At 29.3% G+C, this 18,918-nt stretch carries 13 protein-coding genes and 19 tRNA genes; 1 reads left to right on the top strand and 31 read right to left on the bottom strand.

Annotated features, from left to right (window positions below):
• Nucleotides 1–385 precede the first annotated feature (385 nt).
• From ACJDTP_RS22265 to ACJDTP_RS22120, 30 genes are all read right to left on the bottom strand, one after another.
• A complete protein-coding gene (locus ACJDTP_RS22265; RefSeq protein ID WP_406762497.1) occupies nt 386–2,446 on the bottom strand; it encodes a M13 family metallopeptidase in 2,061 nt (686 codons plus the stop codon).
• Nucleotides 2,447–2,652: 206 nt separating this feature from the next.
• Nucleotides 2,653–2,862 carry a DUF350 domain-containing protein gene (locus tag ACJDTP_RS22260; RefSeq protein WP_078116974.1) on the bottom strand — a complete coding sequence of 70 codons (210 nt, stop codon included), beginning with the start codon at nt 2,860–2,862 and terminating at the stop codon, nt 2,653–2,655.
• Nucleotides 2,863–2,966: 104 nt separating this feature from the next.
• Nucleotides 2,967–5,426: a glutathionylspermidine synthase family protein gene (locus ACJDTP_RS22255; RefSeq protein WP_406762496.1), complete on the bottom strand. Its 2,460-nt coding sequence runs from the start codon at nt 5,424–5,426 to the stop codon at nt 2,967–2,969.
• A gap of 86 nt (nt 5,427–5,512) precedes the next feature.
• On the bottom strand, nt 5,513–5,827 hold the full coding sequence (locus tag ACJDTP_RS22250) for a hypothetical protein (protein ID WP_077841246.1): 315 nt from the start codon (nt 5,825–5,827) through the stop codon (nt 5,513–5,515).
• Entirely contained in the window at nt 5,827–6,456 is a 630-nt protein-coding gene (locus tag ACJDTP_RS22245; protein WP_406762494.1) for a normocyte-binding protein, read from the bottom strand. Before ACJDTP_RS22245 ends, ACJDTP_RS22250 begins: the two co-directional genes overlap by 1 nt.
• 6 nt (nt 6,457–6,462) lie before the next feature.
• On the bottom strand, nt 6,463–6,846 hold the full coding sequence (locus ACJDTP_RS22240; RefSeq protein ID WP_077840312.1) for a hypothetical protein: 384 nt from the start codon (nt 6,844–6,846) through the stop codon (nt 6,463–6,465).
• A 94-nt stretch (nt 6,847–6,940) separates the two neighbouring features.
• Nucleotides 6,941–8,989 (bottom strand): MASE3 domain-containing sensor histidine kinase, encoded by a 2,049-nt coding sequence (locus ACJDTP_RS22235; protein WP_406762493.1) that lies wholly within the window; start codon nt 8,987–8,989, stop codon nt 6,941–6,943.
• A gap of 294 nt (nt 8,990–9,283) precedes the next feature.
• On the bottom strand, nt 9,284–10,396 hold the full coding sequence (locus tag ACJDTP_RS22230) for a glycoside hydrolase family 113 (protein ID WP_406762492.1): 1,113 nt from the start codon (nt 10,394–10,396) through the stop codon (nt 9,284–9,286).
• Nucleotides 10,397–10,974: 578 nt separating this feature from the next.
• Nucleotides 10,975–11,051, bottom strand: a tRNA-Arg gene (locus ACJDTP_RS22225).
• A 46-nt stretch (nt 11,052–11,097) separates the two neighbouring features.
• Nucleotides 11,098–11,171: transfer RNA gene (locus ACJDTP_RS22220), tRNA-Gly, on the bottom strand.
• 25 nt (nt 11,172–11,196) lie between these two features.
• Nucleotides 11,197–11,271 (bottom strand) — tRNA-Gly (locus ACJDTP_RS22215).
• Between the two features lie 5 nt (nt 11,272–11,276).
• Nucleotides 11,277–11,361, bottom strand: a tRNA-Leu gene (locus ACJDTP_RS22210).
• Between the two features lie 9 nt (nt 11,362–11,370).
• Nucleotides 11,371–11,446: transfer RNA gene (locus tag ACJDTP_RS22205), tRNA-Lys, on the bottom strand.
• Between the two features lie 7 nt (nt 11,447–11,453).
• A tRNA-Gln gene (locus tag ACJDTP_RS22200) sits at nt 11,454–11,528 on the bottom strand.
• Between the two features lie 57 nt (nt 11,529–11,585).
• Nucleotides 11,586–11,661, bottom strand: a tRNA-Lys gene (locus ACJDTP_RS22195).
• A gap of 5 nt (nt 11,662–11,666) precedes the next feature.
• A tRNA-Gly gene (locus ACJDTP_RS22190) sits at nt 11,667–11,740 on the bottom strand.
• A 25-nt stretch (nt 11,741–11,765) separates the two neighbouring features.
• Nucleotides 11,766–11,840, bottom strand: a tRNA-Gly gene (locus ACJDTP_RS22185).
• Nucleotides 11,841–11,845: 5 nt separating this feature from the next.
• Nucleotides 11,846–11,930, bottom strand: a tRNA-Leu gene (locus tag ACJDTP_RS22180).
• An 18-nt stretch (nt 11,931–11,948) separates the two neighbouring features.
• Nucleotides 11,949–12,024: transfer RNA gene (locus tag ACJDTP_RS22175), tRNA-Lys, on the bottom strand.
• A 7-nt stretch (nt 12,025–12,031) separates the two neighbouring features.
• A tRNA-Gln gene (locus tag ACJDTP_RS22170) sits at nt 12,032–12,106 on the bottom strand.
• Nucleotides 12,107–12,109: 3 nt separating this feature from the next.
• Nucleotides 12,110–12,185 (bottom strand) — tRNA-His (locus ACJDTP_RS22165).
• 5 nt (nt 12,186–12,190) lie between these two features.
• Nucleotides 12,191–12,267: transfer RNA gene (locus ACJDTP_RS22160), tRNA-Arg, on the bottom strand.
• Between the two features lie 35 nt (nt 12,268–12,302).
• Nucleotides 12,303–12,376 (bottom strand) — tRNA-Gly (locus ACJDTP_RS22155).
• A 15-nt stretch (nt 12,377–12,391) separates the two neighbouring features.
• Nucleotides 12,392–12,467, bottom strand: a tRNA-Pro gene (locus tag ACJDTP_RS22150).
• Between the two features lie 6 nt (nt 12,468–12,473).
• Nucleotides 12,474–12,550 (bottom strand) — tRNA-Arg (locus ACJDTP_RS22145).
• Between the two features lie 149 nt (nt 12,551–12,699).
• Nucleotides 12,700–12,773: transfer RNA gene (locus ACJDTP_RS22140), tRNA-Gly, on the bottom strand.
• A 17-nt stretch (nt 12,774–12,790) separates the two neighbouring features.
• Nucleotides 12,791–12,866 (bottom strand) — tRNA-Pro (locus tag ACJDTP_RS22135).
• A 125-nt stretch (nt 12,867–12,991) separates the two neighbouring features.
• Nucleotides 12,992–13,471, bottom strand: a complete 480-nt coding sequence (locus ACJDTP_RS22130) for a metallophosphoesterase (protein WP_077839114.1) — start codon at nt 13,469–13,471, stop codon at nt 12,992–12,994.
• An 85-nt stretch (nt 13,472–13,556) separates the two neighbouring features.
• Nucleotides 13,557–14,168 carry an XTP/dITP diphosphatase gene (locus ACJDTP_RS22125; RefSeq protein WP_077839115.1) on the bottom strand — a complete coding sequence of 204 codons (612 nt, stop codon included), beginning with the start codon at nt 14,166–14,168 and terminating at the stop codon, nt 13,557–13,559.
• A 212-nt stretch (nt 14,169–14,380) separates the two neighbouring features.
• Complete coding sequence (locus ACJDTP_RS22120) at nt 14,381–15,358, bottom strand: AIR synthase family protein (RefSeq protein WP_406762491.1); 978 nt, start codon at nt 15,356–15,358, stop codon at nt 14,381–14,383.
• 96 nt (nt 15,359–15,454) lie between these two features.
• Between ACJDTP_RS22120 and ACJDTP_RS22115 the strand changes: the two genes are divergently transcribed.
• A complete protein-coding gene (locus ACJDTP_RS22115; protein WP_406762490.1) occupies nt 15,455–17,194 on the top strand; it encodes a hypothetical protein in 1,740 nt (579 codons plus the stop codon).
• Between the two features lie 140 nt (nt 17,195–17,334).
• Here ACJDTP_RS22115 and ACJDTP_RS22110 read toward each other — a convergent pair whose 3' ends face one another.
• Nucleotides 17,335–18,831: an ABC transporter substrate-binding protein gene (locus ACJDTP_RS22110; RefSeq protein ID WP_406762489.1), complete on the bottom strand. Its 1,497-nt coding sequence runs from the start codon at nt 18,829–18,831 to the stop codon at nt 17,335–17,337.
• Nucleotides 18,832–18,918 lie beyond the last annotated feature (87 nt).

Raw genomic sequence — 18,918 nt, 5'->3', positions numbered from 1 at the left:
TTAATCTTAGCTTACTCAAATAAAGAATTGCTGGTTTACTTAAATGTATTTATCTTATTCTGTTCAATTTTCAAAGATCTTGTTGCCTTCAAGCAACTCATTTAGTTTATCATCACTTCACATCAATGTCAACACTTTTTTTTAATTTCTAGCATTTTTCATCAACTCTCGTGACAACAAAACCTATTATATCATCATATTTATTACTTATGTTTTATTTTGCACTATTTTAAGATAAATATTCTTTATTTTCTCTTTTTTTCTTTTTATTACTCATTTATTAACACAGCGACACGCATGGATATGTTTAACTTCATTTTTCTATTTATTCATATTAATTAGTGCCGCTATGTCATAATTCCAATATTCAGTTTTTATTTTTTCTTTACCATATTCCAACTCTATCTTCTGGTCTTACATACATTTTATCTCCTTCTTTTATATTGTAAGTTTTATAAAAATCCTCAAATTGAGATAAAACTGCATTTACTCTGACCTTTTTAGGCGCATGTGGATCGTTGTTTAATAAATACTCTTTTAATTCATTCGTTGATATTTCTCTCCATACTGTTGCGTAGTTTTCAAATAAATCCTTTAGGTTAGGATCTTCCATTTTTTTTGCAATATCTAAAACACAAGCCATCCCGCCTAAATCACTTATGTTTTCTCCTACGGTTAAGATTCCATTTACATTTTTTTCATTACCCGTCTTTATATTAGAATAATAATCTACTACCCTTTTACTCCTGTTTGTAAATTCCTTATAATCATTTTGATTCCACCAATTTTTTAATTTACCAGTTTCATCAAATTGAGCGCCTGTATTATCGAATGCATGGGTAAGTTCATGCCCAATAACAACTCCAATTCCGCCAAGGTTTTTTTCTTTTTTTGCATTTTTATTATAAAATGGCGCTTGTAATATTCCTGCTGGAAATACAATTTCATTATTTAAAGCATTATAGTAGGCATTTACAGTACAAGGTCCCATGTTCCATTCATTTTTATCAACTTCACGATTTAACTTAGAAAACTGTTTTTTACTTTGAGATGTATATATACTTATTAAGTTATCAACTAATGATCCCCCTTCGCCATAAGAATTTATTACTACATCGCTATAGTCATTCCACTTTTCAGGATAACCCACTTTAACATTGACATTTTCCAATTTTCTGAGTGCCTTCTCTTTAGTTGATTTACTCATCCAAGTATTGCTTTGTAATCTATCTTCAAAATTTTCAATTATCTCTTTTGACATCTTTTCCACATCATTCTTCGATTCCTCATCAAAATGTTTATTTACATACAGCTTGCTTATAATCTCATTCAATTGTCCACTAACAAACTTCACCCCTGAACCTTCATCTAATTCGGAGCACTCTACTCCATAAAGCACTTTTCTTAGTTCATTACATGCCTCTCTATGTTTCGATGTTAAGTAATTATCTGTGTTTATTAATACATTTGTTTTAAAATAAGTTTTTATATCTTCCAGATTATCTTCACTAATAAGTGAATTTACTAATTTTAATTCTTCTGGGTTTTCCACTATTATTTTTTTGGGACTATTAATATTTAATTTATTTAATAATCCAGGTATATCTGCATTAGGTATTAACTTATTTAATTCTTTTACTGTATATAGATTATAAGAATTTTGTATTCGGTTTTCATCTTTAGCTTCCTCTTCATAAGAAGGTATCTTTTTAGCAAGTTCATTCTCAATATTAAAAAAAGTTTCTGCATTTTTCTTTGCTACATCTTCATTTTCTCCATATAGCATATGTAGTTTAGCTATATAATCTATATATATCTGTTTTATTTTTTGACTCTTATCACTAGTATCCTTATAGTAAAACGAATTTCCTAATCCAAGATTACTTCTAGAAACATACAAAGCATTAATGTTACTATTCTTATAGTCTGGACCGACACCTAAGTTTATTAGAGGTTGAAAATATGAGAATTCATCATCCTTCAATATAGATTTAAGATCATTCGTATCCTTAATTTCATTTATTTGATTCATATATTTCTCTAAGGGTTTTGTCCCTAATTCATCTCTTTTTTTCATATCTAGATAGTTGTTATATAAGTTTAAAACTTTTAACTCATCGCTATTCTTATCATAACTGTCTTTATTTTTTTGTATATCTGATATTATATTAAAAATATCTCCATTAACTCTCCCACATACTTCCTCAAATGTTCCATAGGAAATGTATCCATCCTCAAGCTTTACCTTTGATAACCATTCCTTATTTACTGCATTATAAAAATCATCCTCTATTCTAGCATCACTATATGATTCTATACTATTACTGTTTAGAACACTTATTATATTAAATTCTGAACTATACGGAGTATTATTTAATGAAGTTGATATACTTAAAAATAATACTAATATTATTGATGTAATTTTCTTAAGTGTAATTTTTCTCATACGTCTCTCTCCTCCTTAGTATTTTAATTGTAATTATCTATTTAATAACGATTCCAATCGTTTCACCTAAAGTTATCCTAATACTATTATTTAATTTATTTCTATAAATAATTCATGTTTTTAAAATAAACAAAAAAAACCATCTTGAAATATCCATTTATTTCAAGATGGTTTTTGAATTATTACTCTTCGTAAATATACTATTTTTAAGATACGACTCCTGAAATTATAATTCCTATAGAAATCATAAAACCAGCTATAACTATAGCAACTGCAACATTTTTCTCTTTTAATTCTTGATTAAAATCAATTTTAGTTAATACTTTATCAAAAAAGCAGTATCCGAAAATCAGCAATATAATACCTATCAATCCAAAAATAATGCTAACTACAACATTGTTTACAATACTAGTCATAAATCTCTCCTCCTTATTACTATTTAAATAATTAGACTTATCTCATATTCTTTAATTATTGTATATATTTGATATTGCACCAATCAAAATTAAAGTTTATTTTATTAATCAATGTATGTAGCGACACACATTGCATTTTTATCAGTTATAAAATCTCCCATTCTAGTAAATACTCCTGATGGTATATCACCTGTTATATATGTACCTATTACAGGAAACAAGTATTTGCTTTCCTCTTTCATTGTTGAATAAATATTTGAATATAACGGTTTAATATTTATTCTATCTTGAAACACTATACCATCTAATTCTTTACTCATTTCATCATAACTTAACATAACACCTGCTCCTTCCCTTGAAAGATATGGCTTGGTTACATAATCAAAAGAAAGAACATTATCAGGCTCTAAACATGTATATGGTATATATTTCAAAACAAATTCCTCATCATCACGTGAAAAGAATTTTTTTCTAACAAGCTCATAAATAACTGCGAATAGATCCTTTGATTGAGTTATAAGTGTATGTCCAGGATTTATCAAGTACTGTCCCGAACTTAAAGGATAAATTAGTTTTTTCATTTCATCTTCATAAGAAAACCAATCTAATGGATAATGCCTATAAATGGCATCAATTTCATTCCCATAGAGATAAATTTTATTATTATTTACTTTCAAATCATATATATTTCCAAAAATCACACTATACTCATTCAATTCCTTTAATATTTCAGCTATTAAATTGCTTGTATATATATCCTCATAATACCAAGAAGTTACAACAGCAATATTTTTAACTTTTTTTATTTTCTTAAGTTCTTCTAATATATTAAAAAATGATTTTTTTATATGCTCCTTGAGATTTACATTAGGGTTTTGATATTGGATATTAAGTTTTTCTTTAATTATAGAATTTAATCCAATTGCCTCAACTAAACCTGCAGATGTCTCAGAATTAAATTCTAAAATTTTTAAATTCCCATCATTATCAATAGCAAAATCAATTCTTCCTAATGCACAAAGTGATATAGTGCATGAATTTGAAACTAATTTATAGAGTTCTTCTGGTATACCTAGTATAGGACCGAAAAGTTCTATTTCCTTTTGTATATATGGATATATTTTTTTTGAAATCTCACAAAACTTACTACTTACTGAAAGCATTTCCTTATAGGCACATTCTTTTAAAATTAGTGAGTTCAATGATATGTATTCATAAATATTTGTATAAGCTCCTGTGAAATTATATTTAAATACACTTTCATCTATTATTTCATTCCAAATTTCTTTTCTATTTTTATGATTAAATTCCCTTATATAAACCGGGAAATTTTCAACTCCTATTGGGCACATCCACGTGTAATCATCATTAGTTAGAAGATCTCTACTCCATCTAACCAAAAGTCCCTCTACTTTATAATCCATTATATAAATACCAAAGTTTCCAAAAGCCAAAACTGGAATATTCATATTATTATTCCCAGGCGCATAAGTATATTCTTGTCTAATATTTATTAACTTCTGTTTTACATGTATTTTATTGCTTTCAGATACAATTTTAATTTTCTTTTCCCACATCTCTTGTGTATAAAGCTTACCTATGTAAACCTCCTGACTATATCTACCTAATGACGATTTAACAACATAGCTGTCCTTATTATCTATTACATCTTGTATATCATCATGATTTAGTATTTCTGTATACGGAATACACTTTTTAATTATTTCTTTATCACTAATTGAAAGAAGCTTTGAATCAGATTTAACTAGATTCCATAAATAAGCAAAAAAAACCTTCGCCTGAATAGCAATTACTCTAGGATCGTTAATTAACAATAGATTTCCACAATCAACACAATTTAATATTTCATTTATATTAGAAATTTCATAAAAAAATTCTGTAGGAAACAATCTTAAAATTATTTTAAGCTTAAAATTAGAATATGCATAAACATATCCATCTTTTACAGATAAATTATCAGGTCCAACTTGTACTATGTTAATATTAGTATCTTTTAGAATATGTTTAAAATAATAACTGTGGTGTAATTCTTCATAATGACACGGATCCATCAAAAATCCTACATCTATTTTTTCTTTCTCCATTGCATGTTCTTTACATATTTTTAGTAATTCTTTAATCACATTATTTATCAAACTAACATTTATATTCCCATCAAAACTACATTTACCTGATAAATGAATTTCTTTTTGACCGCAAGGTTTATCATAATTAAATTCAGCAAAATAAATATCCCCATCAACGTCTCTAAAAGTATCATATCTGGCCCAAAACATCGGAGACATTGGGCATTTCAAGTTAAATATTTTTTCTTTAAACATGAAATCATCAAAATAATTCAATAACTCACTATGTCCTTCCTTAATGTTCTTAAGTATATTTAATGAAATTCTATTTATTTCTTCACTATAAAACACCATTTTTTCATAAGTTAATTTATCAAAATAAAACGGTATTTGCGAGTGAACATACTCTTCACCTAAAGAACTCACCATATAGTTATTAAATAAAACATCTTCAGTATAATTAATCTGTTTTTCCATAGAATAATCCACATCCTAAATAATTTCTTTACATAAATGGTAAGATAATTAAAATTTTAATTATCTTATCACTTGCACTAACTTGGCTAACTTGATGAACTTCCTCCCTTTGATCCAGAGTATCCTGATGATTTACCAACTGATGAATCTGATATGCTAGCTTTGCTCTTGCCAGAAGAATCATTATTTATAGATGAACCACCACTAAAACTGTTCCATCCTCCAATATGCCCACCGCCACTATAGCTAGAACCATTTCCATCTTGGTCTTCATCGTCTTCCTTTTGAGGGTTGTAACAACCTGTAAATCCAAGCGGTCCACTTACAAAAAATGCAGCAGCTACCGCAATGGATAATGCTTTCCTCTTATTTTTCTTTACTATCTGCTTGAAATCTTTCATTATCCCCTCACCTTTATCACTTCTACTTCTATATCCTCATTTATAAAATTTATATAATCCTGTAAGTCATCTTTAATCTTATTCATGGTCAAAATAGTTATTTTAGTGTAGCCAAGAATTTTTAGTATATCCGTATTTGGAAGATCATCATCATTTATTCCATATTGATTATTCAATTTATCTTTTAAATCATCAATCTTGAAATCATCATTATATCTATCATACGGTATCAGCATAGCAAACTTTTCAGTGCTTACTTCCTTTAAATTCAAACCATTATTTATCAATTTATTAATATTCTCTTTTGTTCCTATTATTCCAAAAGGATGAAATAATAAATTAACATTTAGAATTGGTTTTATAGAATATTCATTGTTTAATATAAATGCTAAATTTAGAATCTCATCAATAGATAAATCAACTATAAAAAAATTATTCTTACTACAATTTTCTACTATTATATCCAATACATCTTTATTACATTGGCATGTATTTTCTTCTTTTAATATGAAATTATCATAGGTTTGAAGGGAAACAAACGGTGCACTTCTGAAGAACCCTTGAAATGGTCCTAAATTTGATTTCCATACTCTATACACCTTTCTTAAATCTATATCTTGTAGATGCATATAATCCTACCTTTCATATGTTACTGCATAAATTCCACATAAAGATATGCACTGCTTAAATCCCTCTTGAGTTATGAAGACTAAGTGACTATCTGTAGATTCACTTTCACATACTTCCCCCATAATAGTAATTTCCGGATTAGAGTTTTGCCAAGAATTAAAATTTGAATAAATATTGATTTCTTTAGCATACGATAAAAAACCATATGAAAGTTTATAAACAATAGCAAAGTTATTTCTTAACGAAAGTATTTGCCTATACTTTTTGAAGTCTTCCAATGTATCAATAACTAAAACTCCATTGTATATAGAATTCACCTCGCCCTCCAAGGTCTCAGTGGGTTTATCATCAAACCACTCATCATAAGTCCTATAAATAAAAACTTCCATTATATATCCCCCATTTACTTTATAATAATAAATCAATATTATTGATATTTATCACTACTTACATGTTATACTCTACACAAATCATTATGAAAATTTAATAATATATATCTGAAAACTCAATGCTTATCTTTTCTACTTTACTTTCATATAAACGTCCATCAGAGGATTGTTTATCTTCAACAAATTTAACAGGTAGCCTAACTACAAACTCGCTGCCTTTTCCAAATTCGCTAAAGGCTTTAATATCACCATTATGCATATCTACAATTGATTTTACAAGAGATAGGCCTATACCACTACCTTGACTATTACGTGCAAGAGTTTTATCTACCTGACCAAATCTTTCAAAAATCATATTCAGTTTATCCTTAGGCATTCCAACTCCATTGTCTTTAACAGATATTACAATATTATCTTTTTTATCATACATATTAACCAATATCTGTCCTCCTCTATCAGTAAATTTAATAGCATTAGATAATAGGTTTAGCATTATCCTTTCAATTTTATCCAAGTCGATTGCCATATCCTTTTCTTCAACATCTGTATCAAATATTAAGTCACTCCCTTTATTATTTGCATAATCTGCAACTGATAATGTTATATCTTCAATAACACTTACAACATTGTAGTTCTGAAGATTCATTTTAAAGTATCCAGAATCAAATTTTGATATGTCAATAAGATTATTTACAAGTCTTACAAGCCTATAACAATTTTGTTTCATTGTTTTTAAGTATTTACCTGATTCTAACTTATTTTCATCATTGCCTGACAATGATAAGATCTGAACAGCCCCCAAAAGTACATTCAATGGTGTTTTAAGCTCATGGGATATATTAGAAAAGAATTCTGTCATCATCTTATTTAGTTCCGTAGTTTTACTTATCAATTTTTTATTTTCCTCAATATTGTTTTCCAAAAGTTGTATTTGTTTTCTTGAGGTAATATCCCTAAGCATAACCATAGCCGAAGGTTGTCCTTTATACATACAAAAACTATTTGTAACTTCAATATCCACTTGTTTACCATCAAGTCTCAATAACTTACTTTCAACAAATGGTGTACTTAATTTATTGCATATAGCATTATCTATTCTTCTATAAACTGCATTTTTAACTTCATCTGTAATTATCTTTTCAATATCTATACCTATTATTTCTTCAACCTTTTCTGCTCCCAAAAGTTCAGCCATTTTCTTGTTCGCAAATATAAACTTATTATTACTAATAACAAATATCGCATTATCTGAGTTGTTTATTATCATATTAAGACATTCTTCATTATTAAATATTATTTCTTCAAATAATTTCACTTTATTATCAGCCATATATAAATCACTATTCATAAGATTATAAGGCTTTCTAAGTCCTGTCTCTACAACTCCTTTGTATAAAAAATATGCAGCAAGAATCATTATAGTATGTCCTATTATAGTAGTAAATTCTGAGGGAACTACATAACTTACAAAAAACATTTCACATACTCCAGATAATATGAGAAAGCATTCAAAACATACAAATAAATATCTATCAATATTTTTTTCGAATATAAAAAATACAGCAGCAATTATTAAAAATGCAGTACATAATACATATTCACTAACTATTTTGAAGGAGGTCAACCCCACATTTTCTACATAACAATCTGGAAAAAACTTAAATATACATATTGACGATATCAAAAATATTGTTATGCAAAAATAAGCGATGAACAATACGTAAGGATTAACATTCCTTTGTGGGCTCACTTTGAATATTATTGCAATCAAACATGTAAAAGCACCCATATATCTTGAAGCAATCCAGAATTGGGTTGCTATCTTTAATCCATCTATATTAGTTAAAAAAGGCATTCCAGTATAAGTAAGCATATGAAATATCCCTAGTACTGCTACAAAAAAGTACCCAATTCCTAATATTAATAAGAAGTTGTTCTTATTGATTCTGTAGGTGTTAAAAGCAAATACAAATACTAATGCAAAAATAAAATTAATAAATAACTCAATTCCAGTATGAAAAAATAAATTACTATAGTTATTTATAATGATCAGAAATCCCATAAAAATAAAAAAAAAGCTCCATTCTATCAACAACTCAAATTTGATAGATTTTGAAAGCCTTCTAATTCCTCCTGTACTCACAATGTGTACCTCCCCGTAAACGTTTTTCAATGAAATTATCTTTAGATTTCTTTAATTCTCTCACCATTCTTTATTTTACTACTTATACATAAATATGTAAATGCATTCACTACTATAAGAAAGCCCTAAAAGCCTTATAATTTTTTCTCAAAGTTATATATAGGCTCTAAAAAAATACTTATCATAAAATATCTTATGAATATCATATTCTGCATAGCAATTTTATACACTATAAACTTTATAAGTTAGAACCCATATACACTTTTACTAATCTTTCTCTAAGTATATCCTTTATTAGCTTTCATTTTTTGTATACCATTTTCTTATGATTTCAGCACTTTCCTCACTTGGATAATACTTCTTATCGCCACTAGTTTCACCTATTGCAAATATAGAGAATCCTAGGTTCCACGGTTCATTCTCAAACACACTTCTATATGCTTCAAAGCAATTTGCCTGTTCCTTATTGTTTACAATATTGGAAATCAACGGATTATGCGGTTGAACAGAAGCCTTATTAGTTCTCGGAAAACCTAATTCTCCAAAGAAAATTGGCTTATTCCATTTATCATAGAAGTTTTTTACTTCCTGTTTTATATTTTGTTTTCTATCATATATTTGGCTACGCTCTAATGAACTTATTAAATTTTCTACTGTATTAGTGTCATTAGAAGTAAGTTCAAAATAAGATGCTATAGAAATGAAATCTACCTTTGAAAATATTTTATTATTTAATTTTTCATTATACTTATCTGTAAATTCTGGTGAAAAATCTTTCGCTGTAACCCAAAAATTTGTTCTATAAGTTAATAAACCTTTGTAGCGATCTCTAACATAATCAACCATATCACACATTTTCTGCTCACTAGATTCCATATACACAAAACTAGTCCCTATGTTTAATGCGTCAACATGATACGGTATGGCTATATCTTTAATTAAATTTCCCAAAACATTATTAGTCCAGTTATTAAAAAATTCATCTATATTATCTGGTTTCCATTCTGTTTCTCCTATACTTCCGTTCTCAATCCATGGATACGGTTCTAATATTATGTTTATTTTCTTCCATCTTAATTTTTCAAATAATTCAATAGCCCTCTTTTCACTTCCTTTATCTATTGTCATATTACTAGAAGTTCTACTATCTATATTTATAACTACCGGAACATTTAAAGTGTTTAACTGTAATTTATCTATATCTTTAAGCACTTGATCTATATTATAGTCAGTTGATAAATTCCCAGATTTAATTTTTGTTTGAAATTTTGAATTTAATGTTTTTCCTTCTATTTTATTAATCATCTCATTAATAAATCCTCTTGACTCTACGTTAATGTTATAAGCATAAAAAGCAAATGTAATCATGCTTAAAATGATAAATATTAATACTCCTCTTTTAGTCATTTCTCCACCTACTATCTACTCTATCGGTTAACCATATATTATTTCCATACACCTTCATTACTCAGTTTGCGTATTTCTCAAATTACTTTTCCAAAAATTTCAACAACTAAGAAAACTCTACATTATATTAATAATGTTAAGACTTCAATCTCTAAATATAGTGACTTAATATGCAACACAACTTGCAGTAAGCAATTCAGAAAACGAACTTGTTATTTATTTTCTTTCCTATCATTCCAATCATATAAATTATCTAAAGTTTTACTAACTAACTGTGCAAAATCATGATTTTATCACTTCTTAATTTTCTCAAAATAGTTTTTTACTGTACTAGAGGAGATTTAGTTTCATACCCATATACTCCATCTAATAACATAAAAATATTCAGAATTGATATAACTTTTTTAATTGTTTCATTATTATTCCCCCATTAAATATATTACCTTCTAACATATTACTATATAATGAAAAATTAGGCAAAAATGTAATCATAACTTAAATGCTAGTTTTTTATACTCTATAAATAGAAAATGCCAACAATTTAGAAAGACTCTAAATTATTGGCATCACTATTCTTATGGTACACTTGGTGGGATTCGAACCCACGACTTCTGGATTCGAAGTCCAACGCTCTATCCAACTGAACTACAAGTGCATATTCATTTTTATATAAATAAAAACAACTGATTTCAGTTGTTTTTTGGAGCGGGTAGTGGGAATCGAACCCACCTTTCCAGCTTGGAAGGCTGGAGTATTACCGATATACGATACCCGCGTATTTATTTATATTATTTCATGTATGGAGCGGAAAACGGGATTCGAACCCGCAGCCTCCACCTTGGCAAGGTGGCACTCTACCGTTGAGTCATTTCCGCTCATTTGGTGCAGATGAAGGGAGTCGAACCCCCACACCGTAAGGCGCTAGATCCTAAGTCTAGTGCGTCTGCCAATTCCGCCACATCTGCATATACAATTGGTGGCTCACCCGGGAATCGAACCCGGGACACCATGATTAAAAGTCATGTGCTCTACCGACTGAGCTAGTGAACCAAAATAATGGCAGGGATAGCAGGATTCGAACCTACGAATAATGGAGTCAAAGTCCATTGCCTTACCGCTTGGCGATATCCCTATAATGGAATGAACCACATGTTATCCCACATAATTTAAGTAAATAATAAACTTACTATGGTGCGTCATCAGGGATTCGAACCCTGGACACCCTGATTAAGAGTCAGGTGCTCTACCAACTGAGCTAATCACGCATAATTGGAGCGGGTAGTGGGAATCGAACCCACCTTTCCAGCTTGGAAGGCTGGAGTATTACCGATATACGATACCCGCATATTTATTTATATTATTTCATGTATGGAGCGGAAAACGGGATTCGAACCCGCAGCCTCCACCTTGGCAAGGTGGCACTCTACCGTTGAGTCATTTCCGCTCATTTGGTGCAGATGAAGAGAGTCGAACTCTTACACCGTTAGGCGCTAGATCCTAAGTCTAGTGCGTCTGCCAATTCCGCCACACCTGCATAAGTTTTTTATGAATTTGGTGGCTCACCCGGGAATCGAACCCGGGACACCATGATTAAAAGTCATGTGCTCTACCGACTGAGCTAGTGAACCAAAATAATGGCAGGGATAGCAGGATTCGAACCTACGAATAATGGAGTCAAAGTCCATTGCCTTACCGCTTGGCGATATCCCTGTATGGGGTGAACGATGGGACTCGAACCCACGACAACCAGTGCCACAAACTGGCGCTCTACCAACTGAACTACGTTCACCATAATGGTGCGTTTTAAGGGATTCGAACCCCTGGCCCACGCCTTAGAAGGGCGTTGCTCTATCCAGCTGAGCTAAAAACGCATATCTTTTATTATGTTACAAATATTAAATTTGTATGGAGCGGGTAGTGGGAATCGAACCCACCTTTCCAGCTTGGAAGGCTGGAGTATTACCGATATACGATACCCGCATATTTATTTTTAAATGGTCGGGGTGACAGGGATTGAACCTGCGACCTCATGGTCCCAAACCACGCGCGCTCCCATCTGCGCCACACCCCGATTTAATGGTGCGTTTTAAGGGATTCGAACCCCTGGCCCACGCCTTAGAAGGGCGTTGCTCTATCCAGCTGAGCTAAAAACGCATATTTAATTGCTTTTCAGACTTTTTTATTTTACTCTATTCAAGCAATCTTGTCAAGAACTTTTTCTTCGGAACGTTTTTTATTTTACATGTTCCTTTAAACTTTGTCAAGACTTTTTTAACCACTTTGATTAATATCATAATTTTTAATGGAGCGGGTAGTGGGAATCGAACCCACCTTTCCAGCTTGGAAGGCTGGAGTATTACCGATATACGATACCCGCAAATATTAATCTTTAAATGGTCGGGGTGACAGGGATTGAACCTGCGACCTCATGGTCCCAAACCACGCGCGCTCCCATCTGCGCCACACCCCGAGAATCTTAACTAGTTTTTCAACTTGTCACTCATCTCTCAGCGACAATGATTATTCTACAATATCAAATCTGTTTCGTCAATACCTTTTTTATAATTTTTCATAATAAATTTAAATATTTAATCATTATTCCCTAATTTCTTTTAAATATGCGTCTACTTCCCCATTATTATCGATGTTTATAAAACCTATACACCTCCCTTTAAATTTAGGTAATGATATGCTTCCTGGATTCATTAATATCATATCATCTTCTTTCTCTACTAATTGTTGATGTGTATGACCGAATAACACAATGTCAGCATTTAATTCTCTTCCCCTATAATAGATATTATTCATAGAACTCTTTACCCCATACAGATCACCATGTGTAAAAAATATCTTTTTTCCATTCACTTCTATGACAGATTCCTTTGGATACTTAGTTGAATAATCGCAATTACCTGCAACAGCATATACTTTTCCTTTAAAAGTATTTTCCAATAATTCCGCATCATCAATGTTATCTCCTAGATGTATCAAAATATCGGCATCCTTTATTAGTGCCTTAGCCAAATTAATATATTTAGTCATCCTATGTGTATCACTTACAACTGCAATTAACATAATTTAATTTCTCCTCCTGCATTATTATTTATTTAACTCTTATATAGCAAAGAACCTATCCATCTAGAATAACTTTCTAAATAAATTAAATTAATTTAATAATTACCTTTTTTAATTCCTTTAATGCCTTTCCTCTATGACTTATTTCATTCTTCTCCTCTGAAGTTAACTCAGCAAAAGTTTTATCTAATGGTTCGTAGAAAAATAATGGATCATATCCAAATCCGCCATCTCCATGTAGTTCTTCTATAATATATCCTTCCACTTCACCTGTAACTTTAAAATACTCCCCATTATCTGTAAACATAGCTAATTGGCAAATAAACTTAGCTCCTCTATTGCTTTTTAAAACTCCTTTTAACTTGTTTAAAAGCTTTTCATTGTTTTTTGAATCATTTCCATGTTCCCCTGCATATCTAGCAGAATAAATTCCAGGCTCCCCATTTAAGTAATTTACTTCTAATCCTGAATCATCTGCTAATACAATAAAATTACTATCTTTTCTTTCTAACAGATATTCATATATTTCCTTTGCTTTCTTTTTTGCATTCTCTTCAAATGTTTTTCCATCTTCAACTACATCTATGTTTATACGCTCATCTTCCAATGATCTAACTTCTATATCTATCTCTTTTAATATTTCTTTCATTTCTTTAATCTTTTTCTTATTATTACTAGCCAATATTAATTTTTTCATTATATATCTCCTTTTGCTCATTTACAATAAAAATTTCAAATTCCATAATTACTCTATAAAGTGCTTTAAAATCACTGGTTCTTTTGCTTTTCTATCACTAATAATATTATCACTTTTTCATTTTTAAGTAACCTAACTAACACTATATATTCCTAAATAGCTTTTATATAATTCTAACTAATTTACTTGAACACATTAATCTTTTAGCATTCTTACTGTATATTAAATAATTCATCTCTTTTAGGTGGTTCAACCTCTATTTCACTATCATTATCTATTAATAATGCTCCACGCTCACATATCTTACCTATTATACTAGCCTCAATTCCATTTTCATTTAGAAGGTTTATCAATTCACTACCATTTTTAGTAGTAATAAGCATACTTCCAGACGATATGAGCCTAAGTGGATCTATTTTAAATTCCCTGCAAACCTTTTTAGTTATATCCAACATTGGTATTTTCTCTTTAAATATTTTAAAGCCTTTATTTGATGCCATAGCAACCTCAAAAAGTCCTCCAAGAAGTCCTCCTTCTGTTATATCGTGCATTGAATTAACGCCAAATTCTCCGCTTATTTTTCCCTCTCTAAGAACACTTAGCTTATTAATTAAATTACTTCCAAATTCTATCTCTTCTTTTGATAAAATTTTCTCAATTCTTGCTTTATGATCATTTATTAAGATATATGTACCTTCTAATCCTAATGTTTTAGTTACTATTATGTCATCTCCTAATTGCGCTCCTGCAGTTTTTACAGATTTACCTTTTAAATTCTTTCCTATTACTGTTACCGATATAACCATCTTATTTACTGCACTTGTTACTTCTGTATGTCCCCCTATAATCTCTACATTAATCTTAGCTGCTTCTTCATTAATTTCCTTCATGATTTCGTTTATCTCTTGTAATGTTGATGATGTTGGCGCTAATATTGTAACTAAAATACCTATAGGCTCTCCACCTGCTGATGCTATATCATTACAATTAATATGTACTGCTAGCTTCCCAACATTCTCACTTGCTCCTGTTATTGGATCTGTAGAAAATATGCCTTCATATTCTCCAAAATCAATAATAGAGCAATCTTCTCCAACATCATTTCTAATCTTTACCTCCTTTCTCTTAATTGTTTTATTATTTAATATAATATTTCTCAAATCCTCGAAATCTAATTTTCCTTCCTTCATTATAAAAAATCTCCTTTTATTTTTATTTTATGTACTTTTTGTTTACAAATTTCATATTAATGAATAAGATGAGAATTTTATGAGAGGTGTTATACATTGAGATATATAGGACCATTTTTTAGGATGAACAGTCTTTCCCAAAAAGAAATTAGTGGTCAACTTTTTTACTTATCCAAAGAATCAATAAAAACTTTGGTTCTAAACTCTAAGTGCGGAATTTTAGCTCAAACTAGAGCTTCAAAAAAATCTCCTATAGAAGATATTAGCATATTAAATAATTTTTCTCCACTATTATGCTTATATAGAAAAGCTTCACCGTTATTTATTCATAGTAAAAGCAGCCCTAGTTTTGATGAAGCAAGTTTTAAAAAGGAAATAAGCCCTTCTACTAGTGCTCTTATGACTTTATGTTTACTTGAATTAAGCGAATATTATTCACATTATAGTGATGGAAAAAGAAATGTAGTATCTCTTGAGAAACCATTTAAATACCTTGCTAGAGAGCAGTTACAATTCTATTCTGAAAACTTACGAAATAATGAAGGCTTATTTGTAGATAAGAAAAATATATCTGATGGAAATTCTAAGGGATTTTCTCTAATAGATAAAGATGATAAATTTAAATTTTCAGATCAAGCTTTTATGATGGATGCTTACTTACTATACTCATATTATAATGATAATGACGAGCTTAGCAAAGATTATGCTGCATTTTCAAACGAAATTCTAGATATGTTTAAAACTTATAATTCTGTATTATATGATTTATCGTTTAGTGAATGTATACAAATTTTTCTCGCTCTAAATATTCATTATAAATATTCGTGTTCACAAAATGCAAAAGAATTAATTTTAGATCTAGGTGATTTTTTAATTTCTAAATTTCAAGAAAAAGATTACTATATCGATTCTATAGATGATTGTGCACTATTTTCTATCTGTCTAATGGAAGCTTATAAACATACAGAAATAATTTCTTTTAAAGAATTCTCTAAAGAAATTACTGAAAAACTGATTAGTTTATATGATACAGACAAAAATATATTTATAAAATTGTCCGATAAGAAAGATAGTAAATACTCTTGCATTGAAATTAATCTATATCTTTTATGTTTACTTATGTATTCATTTCAAGAAGATAGGATTTCAGAACTACGACCTATTATTTCTGGTCTTTATAGAAAATTCTTCGTAAACGGCGGCCTTTTAACAAGTTGGCCTGAAGCTCCAACCTTAGATGAGGTAGAACGATATAAGAAATTAAGCCTACGTTCCGATGATATGTTAGATGAGATATATTTTAGAATGCCAGTATTACCTACTCCTAAAAGCACAGGTTTAGCTCCTATATTTGTTAAAAACTTAAGTTATTCAAAGAAAAAAGATTCATTAAGTACTAAAAGGACTTCCTTTGATAGTAGCAAAAATATGTTTAACTTCTTTATGATTATCTACCTTCTTAAAGATATGGTTGAAGACTTTATGGAATTTATCCCACCATTAGGATTAGAAAGACTATCTGATTTAGATAGCTCTGTTGACTCAAATACTGATTCTGCAACAACTAACGCAAAAGAAGATATCTCTAATAATTCATCAGCTACATCTAGCCCCGAGAGTAATGTAAGTAACTTAAAAACACAATTAAACTTATCAAAGGTAGAAGCCCCTGTTAGCTTTAAAGAACCTGTACTCAATAGTTTTAATACTTTCAAAAAAAATACTAATATAGCTTCATTAAATAATGATAGTACAACTAAAATTAGTCATTCTGTTAAAAATAAAAAACCAAAGAAAAATAAAGCTCAACATCCACGCAGTAAGAAAAAGTTTTAAGATTCATAAATATGGATATGATAAAAAACTATCCTTATGTGTAAATCAAAATATAAGATTTACATATAAGGATAGTTATAATACGTTGTATTGAAAACATATGCTCTAAATAATTATTAATACTAATCTTAAGACAACTCTTATTGGATTGTAGCAAAATTTATATTACCATTTCCATCTAATTTCAAATCTGATATCTTATCAGAAATTGCTATATTTTCATTATAAAACACCAATGGAAGAATATCGTAATTATCAAATAGATTTTCTTCTAAGCTTGAATAATCTCCATTATTTTTAGTGTTTAATAACTTTTCCAATAATTTATTCTGGTCTTCTGTTAGATATTTTTTAAAGTTATCATAAAAATCTGCTTTGTCAGATGAGTCAGCATTATTATTAACCAAAATCATATCATATCTTTTTTTTAATTCTTCATCTTCGAATTCTTCTTTTACTAAACTATATTTTATTGTTATATTTGTATTATTTTTAAACCATTCTTCAATTGTTCTACATAAAATTCTATTTTCATCAGTATCTTCACAAAGTAATGTTAATATCTTAGGTTTGTTCCATTCACCTTCTTTATTACTAATAACTTTCCTTGCTTGTAATTTTGTTAGGTCCTGTTTATCCTCTCTAAAAAAACTTCCTTCTGCAAGTTCAAATTCTTTATTATTCGAATTTTGATATGATTCAGTAGCTTTACATACATCATTATAGATATCTCTCCTTCCTTGAAGAGGAATAGAGTTGCTTTTACTGTTAATGATTAAATATGTTCCTTTTGTTTCGGGAAGTGTTATTAATTTTTTCTGCTCTGATAATTTATTAAGTTCACTTTCTGGTGGATTTATTACAATATCCCTTTCTTTAACTTCATATGATGCCATAGATGTTTCTACACTATCATCATTTAATATTTTAATAGTATCTATACCACTTTTATTATTATTCTCATTCCTTTTTAAGACAACTTGGTCTTTGTTAAATGAATCAATCTTATAATCACCAGAGTAAATTAATGTACTATAATTATTTTTCATATTACGCCACATTATTAAATACTTTCTTAGTGTATACTGTGGTTTGGTCAATTCATTTAAGAAATTATCATCCGCTTTATTCAATCTAATAATAACAGAATTCTCATTTCCTTTTATTGCAACTCCAGTTTCATATACAACTTTACCATCTCTGAATTCTTTTGCCCCATAAACATTAAGCAATGCTTGTATATTTTCTTCATCTTCCTCTTTCAGTAGCTCTTTAAAGAAAGTAGCTATATCATTGGGAGTTATTTTACTTCCGTCACTCCAAAAAATATCATCTCTAATTTTAAACTCATATTGAATGCCATCCTTGCTTTTTGTAATTTCACTTGCCAAAGATGGCACTATTTTATTATCCACATCTTTAGAAACCAGCCCTTTGCTTACTGCACATATAATATCCTCATGGCGTTTAGATAAATTAGTAACCTTTTCTAAATCTTCTGGAATCTCATTTATACCATAACTTATTGTTTCTTGTGAATCATCACTAGATACATTGTTACTTTCTTTGTTCACAAATCCTAAACAAAATAATATTATAAAACTTAACATAATTGCATAGAAAAAAATTCTTTTCATAATTACACCCTTTGCCTTAATTTATATTAAGAATTATTTCCACAATTTACTTTGTCTAATCAAAAAACTGACTCAAATGTTTTGAAA

Source organism: Candidatus Clostridium helianthi, assembly GCF_045310795.1.
Taxonomy (GTDB): Bacteria; Bacillota; Clostridia; order Clostridiales; family Clostridiaceae; genus Clostridium; species Clostridium helianthi.
The sequence above is the reverse complement of the archived record's forward strand: the minus strand, read 5'-3'. Positions and strand labels throughout refer to the sequence as shown.

Bases quoted from the DNA above. Each gene is read 5' to 3' on its own strand.
- ACJDTP_RS22250 (WP_077841246.1), bottom strand. From the start codon at position 5,827: ATGAAAGATTTCAAGCAGATAGTAAAGAAAAATAAGAGGAAAGCATTA.
- ACJDTP_RS22240 (WP_077840312.1), bottom strand. From the start codon at position 6,846: ATGGAAGTTTTTATTTATAGGACTTATGATGAGTGGTTTGATGATAAA.
- ACJDTP_RS22255 (WP_406762496.1), bottom strand. From the start codon at position 5,426: ATGGAAAAACAGATTAATTATACTGAAGATGTTTTATTTAATAACTAT.
- ACJDTP_RS22265 (WP_406762497.1), bottom strand. From the start codon at position 2,446: ATGAGAAAAATTACACTTAAGAAAATTACATCAATAATATTAGTATTA.
- ACJDTP_RS22260 (WP_078116974.1), bottom strand. From the start codon at position 2,862: ATGACTAGTATTGTAAACAATGTTGTAGTTAGCATTATTTTTGGATTG.
- ACJDTP_RS22120 (WP_406762491.1), bottom strand. From the start codon at position 15,358: ATGAAGGAAGGAAAATTAGATTTCGAGGATTTGAGAAATATTATATTA.
- ACJDTP_RS22230 (WP_406762492.1), bottom strand. From the start codon at position 10,396: ATGACTAAAAGAGGAGTATTAATATTTATCATTTTAAGCATGATTACA.
- ACJDTP_RS22245 (WP_406762494.1), bottom strand. From the start codon at position 6,456: ATGCATCTACAAGATATAGATTTAAGAAAGGTGTATAGAGTATGGAAA.
- ACJDTP_RS22130 (WP_077839114.1), bottom strand. From the start codon at position 13,471: ATGTTAATTGCAGTTGTAAGTGATACACATAGGATGACTAAATATATT.
- ACJDTP_RS22125 (WP_077839115.1), bottom strand. From the start codon at position 14,168: ATGAAAAAATTAATATTGGCTAGTAATAATAAGAAAAAGATTAAAGAA.
- ACJDTP_RS22110 (WP_406762489.1), bottom strand. From the start codon at position 18,831: ATGAAAAGAATTTTTTTCTATGCAATTATGTTAAGTTTTATAATATTA.